This window comes from Halogranum roseipondis, assembly GCF_059695585.1.
In genome coordinates, this window is sequence record NZ_CM185235.1 from 1,733,719 (window position 1) to 1,757,896 (window position 24,178).

The window sequence follows — 24,178 nt, forward strand, 5'->3', positions numbered from 1 at the left end:
ACAGTCGGTATGCCGACGACGACGGCAACGAAGATGACGACCTAGCCAACGCAATTCTGGACCACTGCAGAGTTCTTTCCCTTCCTAGCGTTTCACAACCTCGTGCAGTCTGTGGCTGTTGAGAGGTTGTGACTGTGTCCGAAGCGCGTGACCAACTACTTGATTGAACACTCTCGATCTTTGAGTACGTCTGTGTTTCGGCCGGCAGGTCCTGTTTGTGCCGCACTGCTCTTGGCCAGCCCGTCTTGATACCTTTGTGAGTGAGACGAACACTCTTGATTGCAGTAATTATTTACTATCCCACTCAGACACGGTTCATGTCATGAATTCTCGTATCACGGGTTTCTACAAGCAATCTCCAGAAGAGCGCTTGCAAACTATCGCAGACCGTGCTAACCTCTCAGCAGATGCCGAGTCAGCACTTGACAAGGTGGGCCTCGGAATCAATGCAGCCGACAACGTCAGCGAGAACGTCATCGGAACGATTGAATATCCGTTGAGTGTCGCGACGAACTTCGTTATCGACGGCTCCGACAAACTGGTCCCCATGGCTGTCGAAGAGACGAGCGTCGTCGCCGCAGCGTCCTATGGGGCGTTGATGGCACGAGAGACTGGTGGCTTCGAGACTAACGTCTCGGGACCGATTATGATCTCACAGATACAGGCCACTAATGTCGCAGATCCGTATGCTGCCAAGGTTCGGATTCTCAATGAGAAAGAGACCCTCCTCGAGCTCGCAAACGAGCAGGACCCGGTCCTCGTCGAACACGGCGGCGGTTGTGAAGACCTCGAGGTTCGCGTCATTGACACCCCGACAGGACAGATGGTCATTACACACCTCGTCGTCGACGTGCGGGATGCGATGGGCGGTAACGCCGTTAACACGATGGCAGAAGCACTCGCCCCAGAAATCGAACGACTCACCGATGGGAACGTCTCACTCCGTATTCTCTCGAATCTTGCCGACCGCCGCCTTGCTCGCGCCCGATGTCGGCTCGACCCAGCGGTGCTCACGTCTTCGGATGTTGACCTTACTGGCCCTGAAGTCCGTGACCGCATCGTCGACGCGTGGGCCTTTGCCGCCGCCGATCCTTATCGAGCGGCAACTCACAACAAGGGAATCATGAACGGCATCGACGCCGTTGCGACGGCGACGTTCAACGACTGGCGAGCAATCGAAGCAGGAGCGCATGCATATGCTGCCCAAGGCGGGTATGGCCCACTCACCAGCTACGAAGTGGATGAGGAGGGGTGTCTCGCATGCAGCATCGAGATTCCGATGCAGGTTGGCACTATCGGGGGAGCGACGAGGCTTCATCCCACTGCGCAGGCAGCGATGGAACTCCTGGATGTCGAGTCCGCAGACGAACTGGCTGGCGTGATGGCCGCAGTCGGATTAGCCCAGAACTATGCCGGTCTTCGGGCACTCGTCTCAGAGGGAATTCAATCAGGGCACATGAGTCTCCACGCGAAGAACATCGCTATCCAAGCAGGTGTCCCTGAAGACCTCGTCGAGGAGGTTGCAGCCCAGATGGTCGCCGAAGAAGCGATTCGCCAAGATCGAGCCGAAGCTATCGCCGACGAGCTTCAATGAGTATCCGAATCGCGAATGGGGCTGGCTTCTGGGGGGACTACCCGGATGCGACTACACGGCTCCTCGAAACCGGCGAGTTCGATTATCTCCAATTAGAGTATCTGGCAGAAGTGACGATGGGCGTCCTCGCTCGGCTCCAAGAGTCGGATCCAGATCAGGGATACGCGACTGATTTCATTCGCTTCGTCGTCAAGCCACATCTCAAGGAGCTCCTTGAGCAAGAGATTCGAGTCGTGACGAACGCTGGCGGCATCAACCCCGAAGCGTGTGCACAGCAAGTTCGAGCAATTGCAGCCGAAAACAACCTTGATGTGACCGTTGCGACGGTCACTGGTGACACCCTTACCGATTCACTTGAAGAGATTAACTCGGCTACGTCACTCCAAAACCTGGACACTGGGGAATCCTTCGAGACGATCGTCGACGAGGTCGTCACCGCAGTTGCGTATCTCGGTGCTTTCCCAGTTGCAGCGGCACTCGATACTGGCGCCGATATCGTCATCACGGGTCGTGTCGTCGACCCAGCGCTTACCCTCGGACCACTCATCCACGAACACGGGTGGTCCAGAGACGACTATAACCGTCTTGCGAGTGGCGTCGTCGCTGGTCATCTCATTGAGTGTGGCACACAGGTAACTGGTGGCAACTTCCTCGGCGACTGGGAATCCATCGACTTCGAGAACCTCGGATATCCAATCGCAGACGTCACGTCGGCTGGCGACATCACGATTACCAAGCCGCCAGGAACGGGCGGTCGCGTGAGCACCGAGACGGTGAAAGAGCAACTCATCTACGAGATTGGCGACCCAACAGCATACACAACACCGGACGTCCACGCTGACTTCACCAGTCCCACTATTTCACAAGTTCGAGACAATGCCGTTCGCGTCGAAGCGGTCACGGGGACCGAACGACCAGCTCAGTACAAGGCGACGGTTCACTATCAGAACGGCTACAAGCTGAACGGAAAGTTGCTGTACTCCCGTCCCAACGCGCTCACAAAGGCACGCAAAGCAACTGAACTGCTCGAACAGCGAATCGAAGCGCTGGAGTTGGCTATCGACGCGACTAACGCCGAGTATGTCGGTTACGATGCAACACACGGCCCAGCAGCACCCGACCGTGAGGAGTACAACGAGATCTTGCTCCGCTTTGGAGCACGAAGTCACGACAAGGATTCTCTACGGCGTCTCGGGATGGAGTTTGCACCACTGTCGATGGCGGGTCCCCCGAGCGTCACTGGCCTCACTGATGGTGGTCGGCCACGACCACAACCAATCATTGACACGTGGCCAACGCTCGTCCCACGCGAGTCCATTAGTCCAGAGGTGACTCTCTATGAGTGAGTGGGCCCAGCCAACGACGGTGGGTGAACTCGCACACGCCCGCTCCGGTGACAAAGGCAATCGCGTGAATATCGGCGTCATCGCCACCGACGAGGCTGCCTTTGAGCGCCTCGAAGCACAACTCACTGCAGCGCGTGTTGCAGCTCACTTCGAGGGGATCATCGACGGCGATGTCACCCGCTATCGCCTCGAGAATATTCAGGCGTTCAACTTCGTCGGGACACAGGCCCTCGACGGTGGTGGACAGATGAGCCTCCGCTACGATACTCAAGGGAAAACGTACGCAGCGTTGCTGTTAGCGTGTGAGCTTCCCGCGACGACAGACCAATGAGCGATGCATCCGAATCGGCGACGCAAGATGACCGTGTGTGGGCCAGCAAATGGTATCGCATCCGTCCACAGACATTCGAGCACTACGAATTATTCTTCGAACGCGATTGCATTTACGCAGCGTACGCCGAGGAGTCATTCAAATCATTCCTGCTCCGTCGCGACGGTCGAGAGCGAGAAGCGACACGAATCGGGAAGACCCTGCGCGATGCACCGACCGAGAAACTCCTCGCCAACGATCGGAGCTTTGCTATCGACACGGCTGATGTAACCCGTCTCGAACTCCGCAGCGGAACAGTCCTGTTCAAGCCGAGGCTGATCATCGAGACTCCATCGAAGTCCTACGAGTTCTATCACCCCGAGCGGTCGCACGACACCACATCGCTGGCTGCACGGCTCGAGATGCAGTTCACGGACGAAATACAAATCGAAGAGACGAGCGGGCCGCTTAGCTGGTGACGACGCGGTGGATATCCGTCGCAATCTGTTCACGGGCACTCGAGGACGTCATGAAGCTCACCACGATGAGCGTGATCGAAGACACGACAAGTGTGAAGGCACCGATGACGACACCATTTGGCAGTGCAAATCCGACGAACTCACCAGCTGCCGCAAGTCCAAGATTCAACACGAGCGAGACAGCAACGGCAGCGACGGCCCCCTCTCGTGATGCACCATCCCAATTGAGACCAATCCCGAGCAGCGGAACAATCGCGCTCGCGAACAGTGCCCAGCCGACGACACCGAGCAACCCGACCAGAATCTGTGCGTAGTACGCTAACAAGAGCGACCCGACGATGATACTCGCTGCAGCAATTCGGTGTGCCCACAGTTCCTGACTATCTGACGTAAACTCGTAGCCAAGACTCTCCGGGATATCTCGTGCCATATTGGCTGCCCCGATGTTGATGAACGCATCACTCGTACTCATGATGGCACCGAGTGCTGCTGCAAATACGACACCCGCAATCACCGGGGGCGTGAAGTTCGTCAAAAAGTATGGAGCAGCGGCGTCCGCATTTTCAAGCGCCGCAATACCACCAGTCTCAACACTTGCTCTGACACTGATTCCAATGCCGAGCATCATCAGCGACGACGCGAAGTACGACAGACCCGCGATGGGTGCTCCCCACTTCAGGAGCTTCACATCACGAATCATGTATAGTTTGTGCGCCATATGCGGTTGTCCGGAGTTCCCAATCGTGAACAGGAAATACCAACAGAGCACGAGCATCACCGGGAAGCTCCCGAAGGCACCGGCAAACGTCGGGTCGTTCACTGCGATATCACTGCTCATCTGCTCAAGTCCGCCACCATAGTTGAGCGTTATCACGAAGACGACGATACTCCCAATAACCATCACGACGCCCTGAACGAGGTCCGTCATGACGCCAGCAATCATCCCGCCACCAACCGTGTAGACGGCGATGACACCGACTGCGATCAGCAGTGCGACAAACTGACTCGTGCCGATAATCTCCGACAGCACGAAGCCCATCGCTTTCAGTTGCACGGCGAGATAGGAAATGACTCCAAGCAAAACTGACACAGCGGTCAGACCACGCACTGCGTTGCTATCGTAGCGTGCATACACTGCATCCGGGATCGTGAGGATTTCACGAACCTCGGCCATGAGTCGCATTTTCTTGCCAAGGACGAACCACGAGATTGGGAACGCAAGTGGGGCAGCGATGGCAATCCACAGGAATGCATACCCTCCCTGGTAGAACAATCCCGGGCCGCCGATGAACCCGAACCCACTCATAATCGAGGCGAATGCCGAGAAGGCAACCGCCCAGATTCCAAATCGCTTCCCGGCGATGAGGAAATCAGCCGTACTATTCGTTTCTCGTGTCGCCCACACCCCGACCGCAAGCATCCCGACCAGATAGAGGCCGACGATGCCAGCGATGATGTAATCAACAGCCATCAGTTCAGTCATCCCCCGTCGCGGCCGGACTTGGAGTACGCTCCATCTGCTCGAAGCGTTCAGCCTGATCTTCGTGCCAGATGAACCGCTCAAACAGGTAGGGGTAGGCGAACATCAACAGCAGTGCCGGCGGCATCCACAGCGCATACACGACAACTGCTGTCGCTCGCGGGAAGCCCAGCCAATATGTTGGGTCTGTGTACGTTGGATTCTGAAAATGGAAGTACCAGAGTGCAGTGAAGACGACAGCTAATACACCGACGAGGGCCCCTGCGAGTGTGAGAAACGGTGTCCACTCGTAGCGTTCGGCCGTCGACTGGACTCCGAGCAACAAATAGAGTCCGAAGAAGGTGATGATGGTATATGAGAAGACAACTTGACCGGCTGTCCCTCCAAGCAACATTGCCCCGAGCATGACGATAAGTGTCGCCAACGCTGCGAGGATTACTCGATTCGAGTTTGCAGAGTCTGTCATGTGTGGTCCCGTCACACGATTTTGCTGACACCTAAAAGAAGTTACTGTTGATTCATGCTGTTCGGCGCGATGACAGGACAGAGCAGGTCTCATTGCTTTCGTTGCATCAGCCGAGTCGTGCGTGACAAATTGTCCCCGAGTTACTGCACGCCATCACGCCCGATCTCTCGCTCGAACTGCGTGAAGAACTCCTCGATAAATTGCCAGCGAGACTCACCAAGCCGACGTCCCGGTTCCGTATACAGCTTCTCAAGACGCTCACGTGCCCACTTTTGTACGAGGGTGATATCGGGCAGCTCCGAGGGTATTTCGGACACTGAGGTATCGTCGATGATCGCATACTGCTCGCCGGCTCGCCCTGAGCGCTCGCCAACGATACAGGCCAACCGGATGAGTCCACGTGCGCCTGCTGCCTCCAGTTTATCGGCATCAAACAGCAGTTTCGCCTCGATCGTCTCGGGCTCTGGGGAACTGACCCGGATGCTATGTGTCCGAAGACAGTGTTGGATCGCCTCGAGTTGGGCGGCAGAGACTAATTCGGATCCGAGGAGTTCTGGCGCTTTCTGTGCGGCCCATACACCATGCTGATCAATTTTCCCAACTCGTTCTCGTGGCCGGCCAATATCGTGTAACCACGCGGCCGCCTCCAGTACGTCTCTCTCAACGGTCTGTGCACATTCATCTGCTAAGCGAAGTGCGAGGTCACGGACTCGCTTGGCATGGAACTGATCGTGCGCCGGGAGGGCCTCCTCATAGTAGGGAATCGATAGCTCTCGTGCACGCGGGCCTAACTTCTGTGTCATGAACTAGACGAGACGACACGATCCTGCTGCATGATGGTTCTGAAACGCGCAGCGCTCTTTCCCTGTAGCCTGCGGTCGCGTTTGCGTACAGGCCGCCGCTATTTGTGTAGGGTCCATACTTTTCACGACTTACGTCGGTGATTTGAGTACGTGCATTTCAATGAGCAAGCAGCATTCCCCAACCGTCGCGATTGCGTGCCAAGGTGGTGGGAGTCACTCGGCGTTCACTGCAGGTGTGCTCAAACGACTCCTCGCAGCACACGGGTCTGACTACGAGATTACTGCCCTCACTGGCACCTCCGGCGGCGCCATGTGTGCGGTCCTCACGTGGTATGGACTTCGCATTGGTGACGACGAAGCCGACGGTGCTGACAACGCACGCCAGTTACTCGATTCATTTTGGAACGATATTGCCGCAACCACTCCACTTGAACGGGTGGTCAACGAGAGCGTCGTCTGGTCATCACGACTTCGAAACAACGGGTTCCCACTGTGGCAACTTAGTCCGGCTGTCAATCCACTCGCAGCACAGGGACAGCGACGACTGTGTCGGACCCTCGAAGGCCAACTCACTGGACCGCCACTTGCAGATCTCATCGTCGACACAGCGCACGCAGAACCACCGCTCCCAACGCCCACTGTTCTCGTCAGTGCTGTCGATATCACCGACGGAAGTTTCGATATCTTCACCGATCGACCTGAAACCGCCCCCTCCAACACCGATCCCTCACCAACCCCCTCCAGTAACGAGCCGGCACTAACGCCCCAACTTGACAGTCCCATGCGACCGATCTCGATTGATGCTGTACTTGCATCCGCAGCGGTGCCACCACTGTTCGACGCCGTCGACCTTCCTGGGGACAGTGACGTCACCCATGCGTACTGGGATGGCTTGTTATCACAGAATCCGCCGATCCGAAACTTGTTGACCGGCCCCCAGACAGCCGCAGCGAAGCCCGACGAGATCTGGGTCATCCGCCTCAACCCGACGACGCACACGGAAGGCCTCACTGGACTCGAAGCGATTCACGACCGCCGAAACGAACTTGCAGGTAACCTCTCGCTTCAGCAAGAGCTCTACTTCATCGACCAAGTGAATACGTGGCTCCGTAGCGGGGTCTTTAGCGACGAGGCAGAGCAGAAGTACAAACAGATCACCGTTCGAGAAATCGCACTCGATGAGTCCCAACTCGATCCTCCACGACAGCTCGTCACCTCGACTGCAGTCGACCGCGACGAGACGTTTCTTGAGGATTTAATGGAGCTGGGAGTGTGTCAAGCGACGACCTTCCTCGCTAATCCAGACAGCGAGCAGTATCTCCTCGTCGATTGACATCCTCCCGCGCGTGAACACGCAGGAATCCCACGGCGCCGCACCGCTGAGTTGGGATATTATGGTTTACGACGTAACCTGTTCTTGAGGTGCAAACGCACCAGTTTCCTTGTCAAACAAGAACGTCGATGGCTGTGCCAACCAGCCGTTACTCCTATCACCGCCATCCGTGACGGGACTCAGAGATACTTTCTGCCGAATATTCTCAGCACCATTCACGTCCGCATTCGCCACCGCCCCGCACTCGTCGCACACGTACAGGCCGCGCTCAACACGGTTCCCGTCACGCTTGCGACCACAGCACGAACACGACTTCGACGTATCACGCTCAGACACCCGCTCAATCGTGATGCTCTGCATCTCGGCTTTGTACTCAAGCATCGATGTGAATCGGTCGAACGCCCACGAGTGCAGGTCGAGGTTGCCGTGCTTGCCCCAGTTCTTCGACTCGCCGTTCTCTTCATCCTCACGGATACCGGAGAGGTCTCCCACCACAATCGTTCCAACACCCTCCTCAACACACCGCTGGACGATATGCTTTGAGAGGGTGTGGAAGTAGTGAGTGCGACGACCCGACTTCTTCTGGTTCAACCGCGTGGCTTGCTCAGAGTCCGAATCGTCACACTGGGCGATGTGCTTGCTGAAGTAGTAGTCGTCTTGCTTCAAGCAGTTCAGTGGGTACAACTCGCTGTGGCCGCTTTCGTAGGCGAGTGCGACGAAGTTGTTGATACCGAGGTCAACACCCACCGTTTTCTCACCAGGTGATTCAGCAACCTCGCTCTCGACTTTGCACACGAAGTGTAGTTCCCACTCGCTTCCCGTCCAGACGACTCGAACCTGTTGGACGCTCTCCACGGTGGAGAGGTCAACGTCGGGTCGGGTCTGGTACTCACAGAGGATGAAGTCCGACCAGTACTCCTTGAGGTTCGAGCCTTTGTTGAGTCGGACGCGGTTGTACTTGGTGTCGAGTTTGAAGCCTGCGTCTTTGAACGTGACTGTGCTTCGCGGGTGTTCGTTGTTGTGTTTGCGGTACTTTGGTGGGTTTGCTTTGGTATCTCCGTTGCGTCGTTTGCCGTACCAGCCGGTGAACGCTTCAGCGAGTTCTTGAAGGACTCGCTGACTTGACTGAGAATGCAGGTCATCGTAGCGGTCGTGGCTTTTGAGGTAGGCGGTGAGTTCGTCGTGTTCGGGGATGTAGTCGATTTCATCCCAGACGCGACTGATTGTCCACCGTCCGACGTTCCAGAGTTTTGAGGCTGAGAACCCGAGCGAATCAAGGTCGTTTTGCACTTGTGACTGGTTCCGTATGGAAGCAGTGTAGGTGCGGGTGACGACCTGTTTCGCCATATATAACCTATGTCGGTAGGATTACTTGAAGACAGGGATTATGCAGCGTGGAATATCCTGCCGTGTTATCGAACAGTGGACTGCGAAAGGTAGTGTCGGATTCATCCTGACCCTCAAGGGTCAGGCATTCTCCTTGAATCTCTGTAACTCTGGGTTGTGCTCTGTGAGCACTTCGACGTTGTCTCCGATCTTGCCAATGTGAGTCCGTACGTACGAGCGCGTCTTTCGCTGGTATGAGCGAGATGCCTCTCCGGCGAGTGCGTCCTGGTCACGCTCTGTACGTCGCCGCCGAAACCCACGTGATCGACCTCGAGATGGCGCGGGCAGACGAATCAAACGGACGGTCGCATGCTGAAGCTGACCCACCGCTACTGGCAGTCAGCCTGTCGACGACGACACCGCAGCGGGCGACAGCGCCACCGCAATTCAGGACCGGACCACTGTGGCGTTCTTCCCCCTGGCGTTTCACAACCGACTGCAGTCTTGCGAGGGCGTGACTGTGTCTCCAGCGTACGATTCCCTGCTCAATCGAACGCTCTCGGTCTTTGAGTGGTCTGGTGTTTCGGCCGGGAGATCTGTTTGTACAGCAGTGCTCTCGGCCAGCCCGTTTCTTCGGCGTTGCCTGCTCGTTTCGACCTTTATTTGCTCCATTATAATAGCGATCAAAGCATTATTATATTATTTTAAGATAGATACGAATGGAAGGGTGCCAGCGGTATTGCCTCTGACCCGCCTCGTGCATCCTTTCTCAACTTCTCCTGGGCTGTGTCCGTTTCCCGGTGCTCTCAGAGAGCCCACTGGCTGTCGTTGTCCGCTCTTTGTTCCGCTTCAACCGGTCCCCGACGGGTCGTATCGAACGGGAGCACTGCCACTCCACACCCAGCCATCGCCATCGCTTCGGCGTCGTGATCGGCGCCGCGGGAACGCCACACTACGAGGCCGTAGCGCACGTCTGGCAGGGCTCTAGTCTTTAGAGTGCAAGTCGAGAACGGGAGAGAAGGGAACGGCGACCGACTCTCTTAGTCCTCACAGACGACGTCGCGGAGTTCTTCCAGGAGTTGCTCGTCTTGTTCCTCCAAGCGTTCGACGTCCTTCTCGAGTTCCTGCAATCGCCGTCGAACGTACGTCCGCGTCTTGTAGCGATAGAAATCAGATGCATCGCCAGCCAGTGCTTCCCGTTCACGCTCTGTGAGTAGCCCACGACCTCCAGCCATAGTGGGGTAATCCTCAGGCGTGGTATCGGTTATTCGGTGTGTTGACGTGTGACGGGTCGAGCACAGCTGTTCACGCAGCGTACGCGACACGGCATGCTCTGGATTGTGTCTCAGTGAAAGTGCGCAGAGGCGACGATACTCTCTTTTAGTCCTCGCAGACGACGTCGCGGAGTTCTTCGAGTAACCCCGGGTTGTGCTCTTTGAGCATCTCAATGTCATCTTCGATCTTGCCCATGTAAGTCTACATTCACGAGTGCGTCTTTCGCTGGTACGAGTCAGACGCGTTACCAGCGAGTACTTCGAGGACTCTATCCTCGAATGGACCCCAACTTCGATCGTCACTCATCGGTAACAAGTGTCCACAAGTATGCGTTGCCAACCTTCTGTGACGACACACGCCCCTCGTCATCCAGCTCATGCAATTTAGCGTTCGCAGTGCGATACTTGCAGCCGACTTCGTTAGCGACGTCCTGTGTGCCGGCTGAACCACCGAGTGACTTGAGTGCTTCAATAAACGCGGTCAGTGGATACGTCTCTGTATAGCGCCCGGAGTCGGTGTCTCGGTCACGATCTGCCATTGGCAAGGCCTTTGCAGCCATCTGCATTAGTCTGTTTGACTGATCCCTCTTGTCCTGTGCAGATAGCTGCAAAGGAAATACTTATGCCCTTTGCAGTATAATGCAAAGGTAGAGAAGCCGTGTTCCTTGAGGCGTTGCAGGATTAGAGAACGCCCGCGTGTTGTCGCACGCGAGCACTGGTCTTCTCAGCCAGAGTAAGACCATGTCGCAACACGAATTCGACAGACAAGAACTTGACGTCTTAACCGACGACCGACACTGTCTCGGACGAGACGCGAACGGACGGTTCCACTACTGTGATGCCGTTTTAGGGGTGGTATGGGTCGTCGTCGACGGTACTATCGCACACATCGAACACACGCGGGAGATCGAGCGGTGGGTTGAGTACACTACTACTCACGTCGACTGGGATGAGTGCCGATACGACGACTGTTCACTTGTTGAGTGGCTATTCGATGCGCTCTCTGGGGCTGCTGTATGACTGTACTCATTGAGTGTGCCATCTGTGGCTGCCAGGGACTTCCCGAGCGAATCGACATGTATGCGTGTTCCCCGTTTTGGAGCGTCGCCAGCGGCGGGTGGATGGACGGCATGTTTCTCGCTCCCAGAGGGGAGTGGATGCATCCTGAGAGGAGAGCGAGCGCTGCTAGCCAGGTTATCCACTCTGTGTGGACAGGTGAGGCCTGACCCCACACAGCGCAGCTGATCGGATCTGCTCGAATGAACATCACTGACTGCGAGGAACCCAAATGACGAAACGAGACAAAGAGACGTTGATCGCGGATTTGCAAGCGTTTGCAGTGGAATTGGGGAAGACGCCAACGCGGACGGAGATGAATGAGGAAGGCCCACACTCGTCGACGCCGTACTATACGCAGTGGGGCAGTTGGAATGCGGCGCTTGAGGCTGCCGGGTTGGGAACGAATCACGAGAACGGGATTTCGGAAGAGCGGCTTGTAGAGGAGTTGCAGCGACTGGACGAGGAGTTGGACAGGCTACCCCGGTTTGAAGATATGGACGAGTACGGCGAGTATTCTGCGCATACGTATTTGCGGACGTTTGGATCGTGGGGAGAGGCGAAAGAGGCCGCTGGGTTGTCGAAGGAAAGACGGACGAGTCGGCGGATCGAGAAAGAGGAGTTGATTGAGGCTGTTCTGGAATTAGCTGAGGAGTTGCAGAAGTCACCGACACAAATCGAAATGAACGAGCATGGGCGGTTTACTCAACGGCCCTACTATCGCGAATGGGGTTCGTGGAAGGATGCACTGCGGGCTGCTGGACTAGTTCCGAATCATCAGAACAACATCAGCGATAGCGTTCTGATTCAGTCGCTGCAAGAGTTAGCTAACGATCTCGGGCACACACCAACGCGGTTTGAGATGGACAAGCATGGAGAGCACTCATCAGATGCATACCTCCGAGCCTTCGGATCTTGGACAAACGCGTGGGACGTTGCTGGGCTGGAACATCGGGATTGGAACCCCGCTCGTGCCTCTGAAGAAGAACTGATCGACGAGCTGCAGGCACTCGCTGCCGAGTTAGGTCGTGTTCCAACACGCGAGGAGATGGAAGTACACGGATCATTTTCGCGTGAACCGTTTGTTTATCGATTCGGGACATGGAGCGCAGCGTTAGAGGAGGCAGGATTTGAGCCGTATCGGATTGGAGATTCGGAAGGTGAGTACATCTACTATGGGCCAAATTGGCCCTCGCAGCGACGTGCGGCACTCCGTCGTGACCAGTATCGATGTCAACATACAAACTGCTCAATGACGGATGCTGATCATCGGGAACGCTACGGGTGCAGTCTTCACGTGCATCATCGAATTAAGTTCCGTAAGTTCGAGGAATATAAGGATGCGAATTGTCTGGATAATTTGGTGACACTATGTCGTGATCACCATACAATTTGGGAGTCTATATCTCGAATATAACCGAGAAGTCAAACTATAGCTTGAATAACGAGCGTGTCATAGAATACGTCTCACACCCGCTACCCAGCGATTAGACAGCCCCCATTTGTTTGTCGTCCAGTGATTCCACCAGTTGTGTGTCTTATCCACGGTTGGGTTTGTGAATACTGGTGGTTGAGAACTATTGTGTGGCATCCTCTGAATAACAGATGGTTTGGCGGACGTACAGTCGATGACGGCGTCAAAGAGCCGGATTTGTAGGTTCAGTTGAATCGCTGTAGTAGTATGGTCTGTATGTATCTTTGTTGGTTAGGTATGTGTGTGTTAAAAATCGAGCGTGTGGAACGCTATTATGCGGTGTTGTCGAGTTCGACTTCTTTAGTCATAATGACTGTCTGGCTATCGCCGTTGTGGGCCGTCACAGTCACCGTTACCGTCCCAGAGTTACCGCTCGGAAGCGTCGCGACAGCGGTGCTCCCGATATCGGTTATCTCTGTCTCACTCGATGCATCAAGGCTGCCTGAAATGCCACCACTGTAGTCGATCGTGAGCGTGGTCCCAGACTTTTGCGCCGAAACGAACGTCGTCGTAATTTGGTCAACACCATTCGTCTGAACAGTTGAACCAGCTTGCACGTTCGTCTGAATGTTGTCGCCGAGACCGAGTACGAATGTCCCAATAACTGCCGCCAAGATGACAGTTATCGCCACCATAAGTATCACACCTATGACAGGACTGACCGCACGATCCTCTTTGTTGAACAGATTTCTGATTTGCATTGTGTTGTTTCTCCCACGCCTGAAACGACTCCCATCACCAGCCCACTCCGAGGCAGACTGCACGGGTCGACCCCGGAGTGCCCCTCTGCATTGCGTAGGGAAGTGTGGTTCGTTCGTGACGTGTTCAACATCCAAAACTAACTGCACCTACATAAAGACTGTGTTTATTTCCAGAATATAGATTTTCGAAGGAACTTTCGAAATCCATAGACAGCGTCGAGTTACCCCACTTCCTTACATGCCGGTAACTATCACAGGTTACTCTCCGCTCACCAGCAATCACTTATAAAGACGCTGGCCGAGAAACCTGAACGCGCGCCGATATATATTCTGTCTGCCATACTGGGATATTCAAGCTAATAATACTGTCTCTACCAGCAGTTTTATCAAATTGATTACCCCACACCAAGCAAATGAAGCCACCTCACCGCACGCTCGTCGCGACAGTGCTGTGTGTTTGTGCGGTGATACTCGTGAGTGGGCCGCTCGTGAGTGGGGTTGATCTCACGCCCACTGATTCACACAAACCAAGTGGGCTTGCTTCAGTTGACGCCCAGAATGGCTCGCTCGTCGCGTCCAATGTCTCAATCCCCACAGAGGGCTATCGACTGGAGAAAGGCGTCGCCGGCTCAGGCGTCTATAAACTTGCATCTCCACCAGCGCGGTTCCATATTGACGAGGTCACCAACTCCGTCTTAGTCACCTTCGAGATTGCAATCCCCGAGTTGGGCTATACAACCCAAGGAGTCAGCGCTGTCGACGCAGAAACTCCCCGCAATGTTACTCTTGGTGTCCATGGCGGTCGCATCGAAGCGAGCCAAATCGACGCTCAAACCTATCCGGCTACGGCAACCCTGTCGGTCCGCGCGAACAACACGACACGAACGCTCGCGACGGAGAACGTTACCATCGTCGTCGATGGGAGTGGGGGAAGTCAGTAAATGGATTTCTGGTGGTCTCAGCACCGCGCTCACGACGACACAACAGAGACCTCGCTCCTCACGCGGCTCTCTACAGTGCTCTTTGGGGACAACTATGGCCTGCTACTCTTCCTCGCGTCACTGACCTTCGTCGGCTTGTTTTGGCGAGTTGGCATCCTTGTTAACGACAACTACACCATCGCAAACGCCCTGTATAACCTCGCCAATGGTCACCTTGCGGTCACTGATATCATCTACGGACCGGAGTCGGGCGCGACGCCGGGGATGATCACCACTCATGGCCATCGGTACGGACGCAACTACGCCCAGATTGTGGTCTCACTCCCAGTGATCTATGCACTCCGTGGACTGGCCGCTGTTGGCGACCTCCAGATTGGGCTCATCGGACTGTGGTCACTTACGTTCTTGGCTACAATCTACCAAGCAGGCCGTCTTCTCAACCGTGAACTCCTCGCAGCTCGTGTCGGCGCTGTCTGTGCCCTCTCGGTATTCGCGCTCAACACTGCCTTTGCAACCCACCTCGATGAGAAGTGGATTGCTTTGCTGGCGCTCCAACTCACCTCGATGATTGCGGCCGGCTTCGTCGCAGTACTTACCTACCGCCTGCTCACTCGAATTCATGGCCGATATATTGGCCTTGCAGCCGGCCTCGCTATCATCTTTGCCACCCCAGTGAGCTTCTGGGCGACGATTCCAAAACGGCATACGTACATGGCGGCGCTTGTCCTCACCGTCGTCTACGCCTTTTATCGGAGTCGCGCTGCTCGGGACTCGACGACGGCACTCCGCTTTCGTGCGCTCTCGTATGCGTTCGTTGGGCTAGCCACGTGGCTCCAACCTGCTGAAGCACTCGTCGTGTTTGTCGCACTTGGTGGCGTTGACCTCCTCACTGCCGACTCGAACTCTCCCCGTGAGCTGGCGGTTCTCGGGGTGGTCTTTGTCATCTCGTTGCTGCCGTTCATGATTACGAACCTGCTCATTGCAGGGAACCCATTCAAACCGCCGCGTGTGTTACCGCGCTATACCGGCGAACTGCTCGGATCTGGTGGCCAGCCAGTGCCTGAGAGCGACACGCCGGCCGGGTCTTCTCAAACGCCATCTGGCGACACTGCACCGCCACAAAGAGATTCACCTCTCGAAGAGGACTCTCGAGTAGTAGGTGAGCGGGCAGGTGCTGCGGCAGTCGCCGCCGTCGCTCGCTTCTGGCGAATGCTCTCGGCAGGATTCACTGCCGTGCTCGAACCCACACGTCTCTATCACGTGTTCATCCGCGGGGGTTACATCGAGGCCATCGCCCGCAAGGATCTGGGCCACGCAATCAACCTCTCACTGCTTGAGTCGGCGCCGATCTTCGCGGCGCTCGTTGTGCTTCCTGGGGCACTCGTGGGCCGACTCCGCCGCACCGACGTGGTGACGCTCATCACTCGTCGTCGTGCACTTTCTGCTCGCCATGCCACTGACCTTCTGGTCGCCGCCATCGCCGTTCTCTTCGTGCTCTTCTATCTCCCGCGACTCCCACTGCACGTGATGATTACGGTGCGGTACCTGTTGCCCGTGATGCCCTTACTCCTGTATGCTGTGTTCCGGTTCCAGTCGGTCCACGATCTCCTTGCGTATCCACGCACCCTCGCTGTCTCGTTCGCCATCACCGTCTGTATCGGCGTCCAGCTGCTCGTCGTCGCTCTCATTCTCTTGAACACCAATCTTGGTGAAGCAGCGCAGGTCCACGCGTGGGTGAACCTCGCGGCGGCGACGTGTCTCGCTGGCTGGCTTCTCGTACAGCGTCGCCTTCCCGAGCGCTCCACGCCTGTCGGCGCCGCCCTTCTCGGCTTGACTGCGGGTGTCACAACTAACTTCCTGCTATTGGCGGGGATCGTCTACTTTGCGCTCGAACCGGGATTCGTCTTGCCGCTCATTGAACTCCTAAGCGAACGTGTGAGTTGGTTGTAGCGTGTGGGTAGTGGGGTGGAATCGTGACCGGTGATCCACTCGAGTGTGAGACGTTTCTCGTGCAACCTCCTGTGTGAGCATCCGAGCTCGAGGGATACTCACGAAAAGTACTCCCTGGGTCTGAGGCACACCCCTCGTTTTGAGTGAAAGAGGCGCGATTTCGGGAGTTTGTCGTACTCTCTGGTCGGTTTCGGTTCAGTGGGCGTCCTGAGAGAAGGGGCATGTTCAGTGGTGGTTCTACTGCCCTGCTCCCGAAGACACACCACCATTTCCAGTATTTCCAGTATTTGGTGAGTGGAGTACACCCCTCGTTTCCGTTGTTCGTGGGGTTCGATCAGCGAGCTCTATGTGGTATCCCCCCAGTGGCACCCGCTCGTTGTGACGCACACGGAGAGTACGTTTCGTCTGTTCTCGACAGCGAGGTGGGGTCGTTTCGTCTGAGCGCGTCATCCAGATTTATCGGGGTCTGAGCATCTCTCAAGCGGAGTAACTCACGAAACGTACTCTCCATGCTGCGTTTTTGGAGGACTACTCGAAGGGACCGATGGGATGACCCATCCCTCGTTCGAAGTGTAAACGGGCTGTGTGAGTACCGAAGCTGTGCTGTGAGCGCAATTTGACGTCGGATTAGATCTGACGACGTCGCAAGAGGCGGACTAGCGAGTGGGGGACCGGAATCGAATGGCGATGTACAGACACACCGGACTTCCGAAGCTCTTCACCAGACCGTCTCTGGCACGAGTTTTGATATGGACACCGGACTTCCGGAGCGAACACATATCGATTGGCCAAACCCTCTGTAGTCGCTGTGGACTGTCCGCGCTGTTTGTCGGGGAGTTTCAGCCCCGATTTTCAATTGAACTCCGGAAGAGGGGTGTGCCACTGTGAGCAGTTGGCTTCGGAAGAGTAGTGTGTCGGCGTCGCGAAGCCAGTGTTATAGGTGACGCTTGCTGTGCACTCTCCTACCCCTCGTTTGGAGTAAAAGAAGTGTGTTTTCGGGTACTAGGACTCTCGTATCGATGAGGTAGCCAGGTAGACACACCATGCTTGCGAGTGAAGCGTGTCTCTACTGTGGGCGTGGGTTCGGCTGTACACACCACCGTTACAAGTGAAGCACTCAGACACACCACCGCTGCAATGAAACGCCCTCCAGCGGACGTGAACTACAGTCCCTTACACACTGCCTCTACAAGTGAAGGTTGACGGTTCTGACTTGCACTCTCACAGTTCGCTCCACTTGCAGCAGTGGTGTATCTCCAACAGTCTGTAGTGCAACGATTTCTCACGAAATGTACTGTCATCTTGGGATGAGACGCACCAATCCCTGGTTGACATCCCACTTGGGGGAACAGTTCTCATTGCTGTGGTTCACCGGGGCGATGAGAGATCGCTCTGCGTTGGTGGTTTCAGCGCCGAAAGCGCTCTCTGTAGTCCACTCAGAGAGTACATTTCGTTTGTTCTCGGCGGAGGGGTAAGGGTCATTTCGTTTGTGGGTGTATGTCTCACCATCTCTTCCGAGAGTTTACTCACGAAAGGCACTCTCTGTCTCGACTCGATCGTCGCTCATACTCAAGCAGATCACAGTAACACCCATCTCTGATTTGAAGTGGAAGCTGGGTGTCTGAACACCGAAGGTTCGCTCTGAGTGTGTATTGAGTGACGTTGGACATGTCACGAAGACTGGGGTCCGGATTAGTGAGTTGGCAAAACGTATTCTCTCTTCGTGGTCGTATCCCGCATGGGCTTCCAAAGTATTCTCTCACTGAACATGGCTTCACGACCCACCAGAAGACAGACACTCCACCGCTGCAAGTGAAGCTGTGTCTCCTTACGGGCGTGGCTTCAGCCACACTCACACCACTTTTGCAAGTGAAACCCCTACGATTGGAGGACAAAGGGAACCCAGACACACCATCACTACAAGTGAAGCTGTGTTTCTCCTACAGGCGTGACTTTGGACACACCACCTCTGCAAGTGAATATGGGCGAATGAGGCCTGCTAGACCAATGCAATCCAACTCAACTCTCGAAATTATGTAAGCTAATTAGATGAAATGATGGTGTGTCGCTCATTTCAGACCTCTCTCACAGTTCGCTTCACTTGCAAGCGTGGGGTGTGTCTGTGCATGGCTGTTCAGCCGAATCACTTGAATCACTTGAATGGGTGGCTTTATATGAAGACATCTAGTAATAGAAGATAATGCGTCGGTTTGAGCGAAAACAGAACATCTTCACAGATAAAGACGCGCTGGGCGAGTCGTATCATCCTGAACGAATCCAAGAACGAGATGAGGAGATCGACGCGTACATGGACGCCCTCCAACCGGTTGTCGATGGATGGGAACCAAACAATATCTTTCTCTACGGAAATACGGGGGTGGGGAAAACAGCAGTCACAGAGTATCTAATGTCTGTACTGAGTGAAGACGTCAAGAAGTACGATGACGTCAATCTCCATGTTGTCTCATTGAACTGTAAGACGTTGAACTCATCATATCAGGTTGCTATTGAGCTCGTCAATGAGCTTCGTCCCAGTGGTGGAGAGATTAGCTCAACTGGATACCCTCAACAGACCGTTTTCAAGAAGCTATACCGCGAGCTCGATTCATTAGGTGGAACGGTGCTTATCGTTCTTGACGAGATCGATTCAATCGGAGAGCGAGATGAACTTCTCTATGAGCTCCCACGGGCCCGAGCAAACGGGAAACTGAACAACGCCAAGGTGGGCATCATCGGCATCTCGAATGATTTCAAGTTTCGTGATCGGCTCGATCCCCGTGCACAAGACACGCTCTGTGAACGTGAACTGCATTTTCCGCCATACGATGCCCCCGAACTGCAGAACATCCTTGAATCTCGCGTAGGCGTCGCACTGTCGGAGGGGGGATACACAGATGGTGCAGTGAATCTCTGTGCGGCGCTCGCTGCTCGAGACAGTGGGAGTGCACGACAAGCACTGGATTTGCTCCGACTGGCAGGTGAATTCGCGGAGAACCAAGATGATTCAAAGATCACGCGCTCCCACGTGGAGAATGCCCGTGAAGAACTAGAAAAAGAACGTGTGGTCGAGGGAATGCGTGAGCTGACGGTAAACGGGCATTACGTATTGCTGGCAGTTGTCTCGAAGGCAGCCCAAGGCAAAACGCCGTGTCGAATGCGGGATGTGTATAACGAGTACACTCAGTTGTGTCAAACTGCCGGCGTTGAATCGTTGGCACAGCGGTCGGTTCACAACCATCTGTCTGACCTCCGCATGCTCGGAATTTTGTCTGCTGAAGAAAATCGCTCTGGCTCTCGAGGAAACTACTACAGTTACTCGCTCGATGTCCCACTGACGGGTGCGTTAACGGCGTTAACAGATGTACTCTCACTTGAGGGGACGCTAAACGAAATTCGGACTACTGCAAAGCAAAGCGGAGTGATTTGACCCGACACTTCACTTGAAGCAGTGGTGTGTCTCAGAAACCCGTGGCGCGACAATTTCTCAGGAGAGTACTCTCATCGTCGAGATGCTATAATTCTGATTGCCCTTCCACTCGAGAATTCTCCTCATTGTGAGTAATAGAGTGCTAATTTCGACCATCTCAATGGGTGCGAGGGCCATGTGCGCTTTCGTGGTCGTTGTCTGAAATTGAGCTGTTCCTGACGAGGTGCAAGTAGAACCCATCTCGTGAATACGGACACATCACTATTGCCAATAAACGGAGTCTGAAGCGTTCCTACTCCCCGTCTAGTCCATTTGCCCACGGGTTTACAAAGCGGAGTAGATGAAATGGTGGTGTCTCGTTTTTCGACAACCCGGCTGCGACTCGCTACACTCGAAACGACCACTCTGTCTCGTATATAAGTGGAGAGAACACTCGAACCACTCGAAGCGTAGTGTGACCATCTCACTGGTGTTCGAATTCCGCAGCGAGTTGTGTCCGTTGAGATTCGATTCCGTCGAGAAGGGGGGATCCCACAATGTCTGGAATCGAAGTCGTCCAGACGAGCCCTCAGAGAGTACCGACAACTGAAACCAGCTGCAATGCTGTCCTTTCCAACGGTTCTCGTAACGTGCATTTTGAGGCATTCGTCGACATCTGGCCACGGGTAGCCCGGGGCAAATGGAAGATGTGCGTAATTTCTGGAATCGCAACAGCTGGCCTTTAACTTTATATGATTCACACCGCTACCCGATGATAATAAAATAAGCCACGCTATGATGACTCATACCAATCAACCATCCGTCGAGATCTGCGGCAATCGCGGCCAAGCGGTTCTACGTCGTCTTTCCGAACGGACCGCCTTCCAACGTGAGCGGGACGCATCCCACACCCATCGAATGGCGAGCGCCACCAGTCCAGTGGGGAGGGGTTGCTCATGAACGACCGCCTTGCCGACGCACAACGATGTGTGGACGACGAATACCAGGCGATCGATGACCGACTGTCGGCTATCGAGCGGTTTCTCTCGCGTGTGTCATCGCTGAAGACAGGACAACATACAGCGACACAGCCCCGCGCAACGGCGTCTGGGCACACTGCGAGTCACACAGCACCCGCCGAAGACGATGCCTGTCGGACCGTTCGGACCATCTTCGATGAGACGATCGGCGCCGAAAGTACACAAGACCTCGAGCACTCAGAATCGGTGGTGACGACGATAAGCGAAGAACTGTCTGAGCCGGTCGCGTTTGCACTTGCCCCCGGCTCGAACGGATCGTTCACCGACGAGGTGAAACAGGAGGTTCTCTCACAAGCAACGAGTCGAAAACGAGAGACGAAGGTACTGAAACACGTACTTGAGCAGGAGCGCTCGCTGGTGGCGGAGACGAAATCCCTGAGCGAGGAACTCTCTGCAACCCGCTCTGAGATTGACAGTGAATACTTTGAGACACTCGGATTTCCCGAACTTCAAGCCCACCACGAAACACTGGATACATACCGCAGACGGTGTGATGAGTTCGTCACACGACGCCAATCGTTCCTTCAAGCCTCCACGGCGCGACTTCCACACTCCGAGATCACACACCGGATATTCGTGCTGTACCTGTATCAGAATCTCGAGGTCGACCATCCGATATTGGCCACCATCGCCGATTGTGATGCCTCCTGTGCAGCGACCCAACGGGCGATTCGAGACCAGTTGATTCGAACGGTGTGATTCCTGGTCGAGGAACTGACTGCCGAGAAGCTTCGGATGCTTTTGCTGGACGTCACTCAGGATGACCGCGGCCTCCAAGGCCGATTCGTCGCGTTTGCGGGCGAAGACACCTGTTGGAACTCACACTTGACTGCAATGAGCGTGTCTCTGGCTGTGAATCCAACAACGCCGATCTCGTGTTCGCGAGATCAACACTCACCAATGGCAGTGACTTTTCCCACGACTAAAGTCATGGACTTTCTGTAATCAGACACACAAAGTACAACTTGCGAAGTGCCGACTGCTAGAGACGCTCAAACGTCTCGTTTGCGAAAATCTGCTAACGTGGGTTCGATGAGTGTGGCAAATGCGTTATCGCCGAAGTCGTCGTATCGCGTTCCCGTCGCATAGACGAAGTAGAATGTGTGGTGTTTGAACATACCACATGATTAACTGTCTTTAGGTGGTACTTCTGACGGATAATGTCAGATATAGAGCTGGAATTCGACGAGATGGTGGATACGGTGGGCACAGCGTACCCTGGGCCGCTGATGGTCCTCGTCGGTTCAAGAAAACGCGCCGAGTCGGGGGCACTCGTGCGGTTCTTGCGTGACACCGACCAGTCGCTTAGTGCTGTTCCCACGTGGGCCGAACAGTCAGGAAAGACAGTGGTGGGGACTATCGGACAGGGCGACAGCAACGACTTCGCCGTGATGAAGCCATGAGTCACCAGATCGTCATCATCGGCGGGGGAACCGGAGGTAGCGTCCTGGCGAACACCCTCGCAGAGCGCCTTGCAACCGAGCTAGCCGAGGGAGACGTCAACGTGACGCTTGTCAACGACGGTCCTGACCACGTCTACAAGCCCGTCTGGCTCTATGTTCCGTTCGGCAAACGAGAACCCGAAGATGGTCGTCGGCTCCTCTCGGAGCTCATCGACGATCGCATCGACCTTCGAAACGCCCGGGTCAGCGACATCGACACCGACGCCAAACAGCTCCGCTACCACGACGGCATCGGGCCGGTCAACTACGACTCGCTCGTCCTCGCGACGGGGGCAACGCTCGCTCCGGACGAGATCCAGGGGCTTGCCGAGGGCGGCCACGATTACTACAGTGAGGATGGTGCGGTGGCACTTCGCGAGGAACTGCTGTCGTTCACCGAGGGGCACCTCGTGCTCAGCGTCATCGGGACGCCCCACATGTGTCCGGCCGCACCGCTGGAGTTCGTCTTCATGGCCGACGATTGGTTCCGCAAGCGTGGGCTTCGAGAGGCGATCGAGATTACCTACACGTACCCGATTAACCACGTCCACAGCAACCCGAAGATCGCCGAGTGGGCCATGCCACTGTTGGAGGAGCGCAACATCAATGTCAAGACGTCCTTCAACGCAGACGAGGTCGACCCGGATGCCAAGGTCATCACGTCGATGGAGGGGTCGGATATCGACTACGACCTCCTCGTCAGTATCCCCCCACACCGCGGCGTCGACCTCATAACGGAGGCTGGCCTCGGTGACAACGGCTGGGTCAGCGTGGACAAACATACCCTTGAAGCCGAGCACGCAGACGACGTGTACGCGCTCGGTGATACGGCCGAGACCGCTGTCCCGAAGGCGGGGAGTGTCGCACACTATCAGGCCGGTGTCGTGGCACAACGGTTATCCAGCGACGTCCGTGGCTACCCAGCGACGGCGTCGTACGACGGAAAGACGCTCTGTTTCCTCGAGACGGGCATGGATGAAGCGTCGTTCGTTGCGTTCGACTACGAGAACCCGCCGAATCCGGCGCCGCCGTCGCAGAAACTGCACTGGTCGAAGCTGGCGTACAACGAGGCCTACTGGCTCACCGCACGGGGGCTGCTCTGAGCATGTCAGACAACCAGCCACCACAGCGTGACGCGCTCGAAGCGGCGGTCGAAGCGAACCCGGCGGCAGTCGTTGCGTTCGTCGAACGGCTCGACGCCGTGAACGAACTGTTGGACGTGCTGTCCCTCGGCGAGAGTGCACTCAGTGACGAAATGGTCCGAGAACTCTCGGGGACGGCCACGACACTCGCGGAGTCTGCAGACGGCCTCGCGACCGACGAGACCGTCGGTCTCGCCGCAGCCGTCGGCGACAACGGGGCGGAACTCCAAGCGGCACTCGAGACGATCCTCACGCTGCAGCAGTCGGGCGCGCTTGATGACCTCGTGGAGCTAGCTCATGTGGCTTCACTGGGCAGTGCCGCACTCAGCGACGAGATGATTCGCGAACTCGCGAGCACGGGCGCTGCGCTCGGCGAAGTCGCCGATACGGCAGCCGACACGGAGACCCGAAATGGCGTACAGCGACTCCTCGAGGGAGTCGGCACGGCCGAAGCCGAGGATCCCGAGCGCGTCGGTGCACTCGGACTCGCGCGGGGAGTCCGCGATCCAGACGTCCAGTACGGTGTGGGCTATCTCCTCGCACTCGCAGGTGCGATTGGACGGTCGCGGAACCCGGACGACGTCTGAGACGGTCCCACATAGCAACACGACACCA

19 protein-coding genes are annotated in these 24,178 nt (G+C 55.8%); 13 read left to right on the top strand and 6 right to left on the bottom strand.

What is annotated here, in order from left to right; translation table 11 throughout:
- The first annotated feature begins 256 nt into the window (after positions 1 to 256).
- From EOHIBHHM_RS09275 to EOHIBHHM_RS09290, 4 genes are read left to right on the top strand one after another with little or no spacing between them, the layout of a single operon-like run.
- The gene (locus EOHIBHHM_RS09275; protein ID WP_497256757.1) at positions 257 to 1,594 is read left to right on the top strand and encodes a hydroxymethylglutaryl-CoA reductase, degradative; all 1,338 of its coding nucleotides are present in this window, start codon (positions 257 to 259) and stop codon (positions 1,592 to 1,594) included.
- Complete coding sequence (locus EOHIBHHM_RS09280; protein ID WP_497256759.1) at positions 1,591 to 2,940, top strand: acyclic terpene utilization AtuA family protein; 1,350 nt, start codon at positions 1,591 to 1,593, stop codon at positions 2,938 to 2,940. The genes EOHIBHHM_RS09275 and EOHIBHHM_RS09280 overlap by 4 nt, the downstream gene beginning before the upstream one ends.
- Complete coding sequence (locus tag EOHIBHHM_RS09285) at positions 2,933 to 3,271, top strand: AtuA-related protein (protein ID WP_497256761.1); 339 nt, start codon at positions 2,933 to 2,935, stop codon at positions 3,269 to 3,271. The genes EOHIBHHM_RS09280 and EOHIBHHM_RS09285 overlap by 8 nt, the downstream gene beginning before the upstream one ends.
- Entirely contained in the window at positions 3,268 to 3,729 is a 462-nt protein-coding gene (locus tag EOHIBHHM_RS09290; protein ID WP_497256763.1) for a hypothetical protein, read from the top strand. Before EOHIBHHM_RS09285 ends, EOHIBHHM_RS09290 begins: the two co-directional genes overlap by 4 nt.
- On the opposite strand, the gene EOHIBHHM_RS09295 is transcribed toward EOHIBHHM_RS09290, so the two are convergent.
- From EOHIBHHM_RS09295 to EOHIBHHM_RS09305, 3 genes are all read right to left on the bottom strand, one after another.
- Positions 3,719 to 5,212: a sodium:solute symporter family transporter gene (locus EOHIBHHM_RS09295; RefSeq protein WP_497256765.1), complete on the bottom strand. Its 1,494-nt coding sequence runs from the start codon at positions 5,210 to 5,212 to the stop codon at positions 3,719 to 3,721. The genes EOHIBHHM_RS09290 and EOHIBHHM_RS09295 overlap by 11 nt on opposite strands.
- Entirely contained in the window at positions 5,205 to 5,675 is a 471-nt protein-coding gene (locus EOHIBHHM_RS09300) for a hypothetical protein (RefSeq protein ID WP_497256767.1), read from the bottom strand. Before EOHIBHHM_RS09300 ends, EOHIBHHM_RS09295 begins: the two co-directional genes overlap by 8 nt.
- A 140-nt stretch (positions 5,676 to 5,815) precedes the next feature.
- Complete coding sequence (locus EOHIBHHM_RS09305; RefSeq protein WP_497256769.1) at positions 5,816 to 6,478, bottom strand: HD domain-containing protein; 663 nt, start codon at positions 6,476 to 6,478, stop codon at positions 5,816 to 5,818.
- A 160-nt stretch (positions 6,479 to 6,638) separates the two neighbouring features.
- Between EOHIBHHM_RS09305 and EOHIBHHM_RS09310 the strand changes: the two genes are divergently transcribed.
- Positions 6,639 to 7,811 (top strand): patatin-like phospholipase family protein, encoded by a 1,173-nt coding sequence (locus EOHIBHHM_RS09310; protein WP_497256771.1) that lies wholly within the window; start codon positions 6,639 to 6,641, stop codon positions 7,809 to 7,811.
- A 66-nt stretch (positions 7,812 to 7,877) separates the two neighbouring features.
- On the opposite strand, the gene EOHIBHHM_RS09315 is transcribed toward EOHIBHHM_RS09310, so the two are convergent.
- Together EOHIBHHM_RS09315 and EOHIBHHM_RS09320 are read right to left on the bottom strand one after the other, a co-directional pair.
- Entirely contained in the window at positions 7,878 to 9,158 is a 1,281-nt protein-coding gene (locus tag EOHIBHHM_RS09315; RefSeq protein ID WP_497256773.1) for an RNA-guided endonuclease InsQ/TnpB family protein, read from the bottom strand.
- 1,019 nt (positions 9,159 to 10,177) lie between these two features.
- Entirely contained in the window at positions 10,178 to 10,372 is a 195-nt protein-coding gene (locus EOHIBHHM_RS09320) for a hypothetical protein (RefSeq protein ID WP_497256775.1), read from the bottom strand.
- 1,327 nt (positions 10,373 to 11,699) lie between these two features.
- Here EOHIBHHM_RS09320 and EOHIBHHM_RS09325 point away from each other — a divergent pair.
- Complete coding sequence (locus EOHIBHHM_RS09325) at positions 11,700 to 12,884, top strand: homing endonuclease associated repeat-containing protein (RefSeq protein WP_497256777.1); 1,185 nt, start codon at positions 11,700 to 11,702, stop codon at positions 12,882 to 12,884.
- Between the two features lie 329 nt (positions 12,885 to 13,213).
- Here EOHIBHHM_RS09325 and EOHIBHHM_RS09330 read toward each other — a convergent pair whose 3' ends face one another.
- Positions 13,214 to 13,642 (bottom strand): type IV pilin domain-containing protein, encoded by a 429-nt coding sequence (locus EOHIBHHM_RS09330; RefSeq protein WP_497256779.1) that lies wholly within the window; start codon positions 13,640 to 13,642, stop codon positions 13,214 to 13,216.
- A gap of 413 nt (positions 13,643 to 14,055) precedes the next feature.
- Here EOHIBHHM_RS09330 and EOHIBHHM_RS09335 point away from each other — a divergent pair, with 413 nt between their 5' ends.
- From EOHIBHHM_RS09335 to EOHIBHHM_RS09365, 7 genes are all read left to right on the top strand, one after another.
- Positions 14,056 to 14,583, top strand: coding sequence for a hypothetical protein (locus EOHIBHHM_RS09335; protein ID WP_497256781.1), 528 nt, complete (start codon positions 14,056 to 14,058; stop codon positions 14,581 to 14,583).
- Positions 14,584 to 16,533, top strand: a complete 1,950-nt coding sequence (locus tag EOHIBHHM_RS09340) for a glycosyltransferase family protein (RefSeq protein ID WP_497256783.1) — start codon at positions 14,584 to 14,586, stop codon at positions 16,531 to 16,533. It begins immediately after the preceding gene.
- 2,200 nt (positions 16,534 to 18,733) lie between these two features.
- Complete coding sequence (locus tag EOHIBHHM_RS09345; protein WP_497256785.1) at positions 18,734 to 19,960, top strand: orc1/cdc6 family replication initiation protein; 1,227 nt, start codon at positions 18,734 to 18,736, stop codon at positions 19,958 to 19,960.
- Positions 19,961 to 20,895: 935 nt separating this feature from the next.
- A complete protein-coding gene (locus EOHIBHHM_RS09350; protein ID WP_497256787.1) occupies positions 20,896 to 21,678 on the top strand; it encodes a DUF7260 family protein in 783 nt (260 codons plus the stop codon).
- 461 nt (positions 21,679 to 22,139) lie between these two features.
- A complete protein-coding gene (locus EOHIBHHM_RS09355; protein ID WP_497256789.1) occupies positions 22,140 to 22,382 on the top strand; it encodes a sulfurtransferase TusA family protein in 243 nt (80 codons plus the stop codon).
- A complete protein-coding gene (locus EOHIBHHM_RS09360; RefSeq protein WP_497256791.1) occupies positions 22,379 to 23,524 on the top strand; it encodes an NAD(P)/FAD-dependent oxidoreductase in 1,146 nt (381 codons plus the stop codon). Before EOHIBHHM_RS09355 ends, EOHIBHHM_RS09360 begins: the two co-directional genes overlap by 4 nt.
- Before the next feature lie 2 nt (positions 23,525 to 23,526).
- Entirely contained in the window at positions 23,527 to 24,150 is a 624-nt protein-coding gene (locus tag EOHIBHHM_RS09365; RefSeq protein WP_497256793.1) for a helical membrane plugin domain-containing protein, read from the top strand.
- Positions 24,151 to 24,178 lie beyond the last annotated feature (28 nt).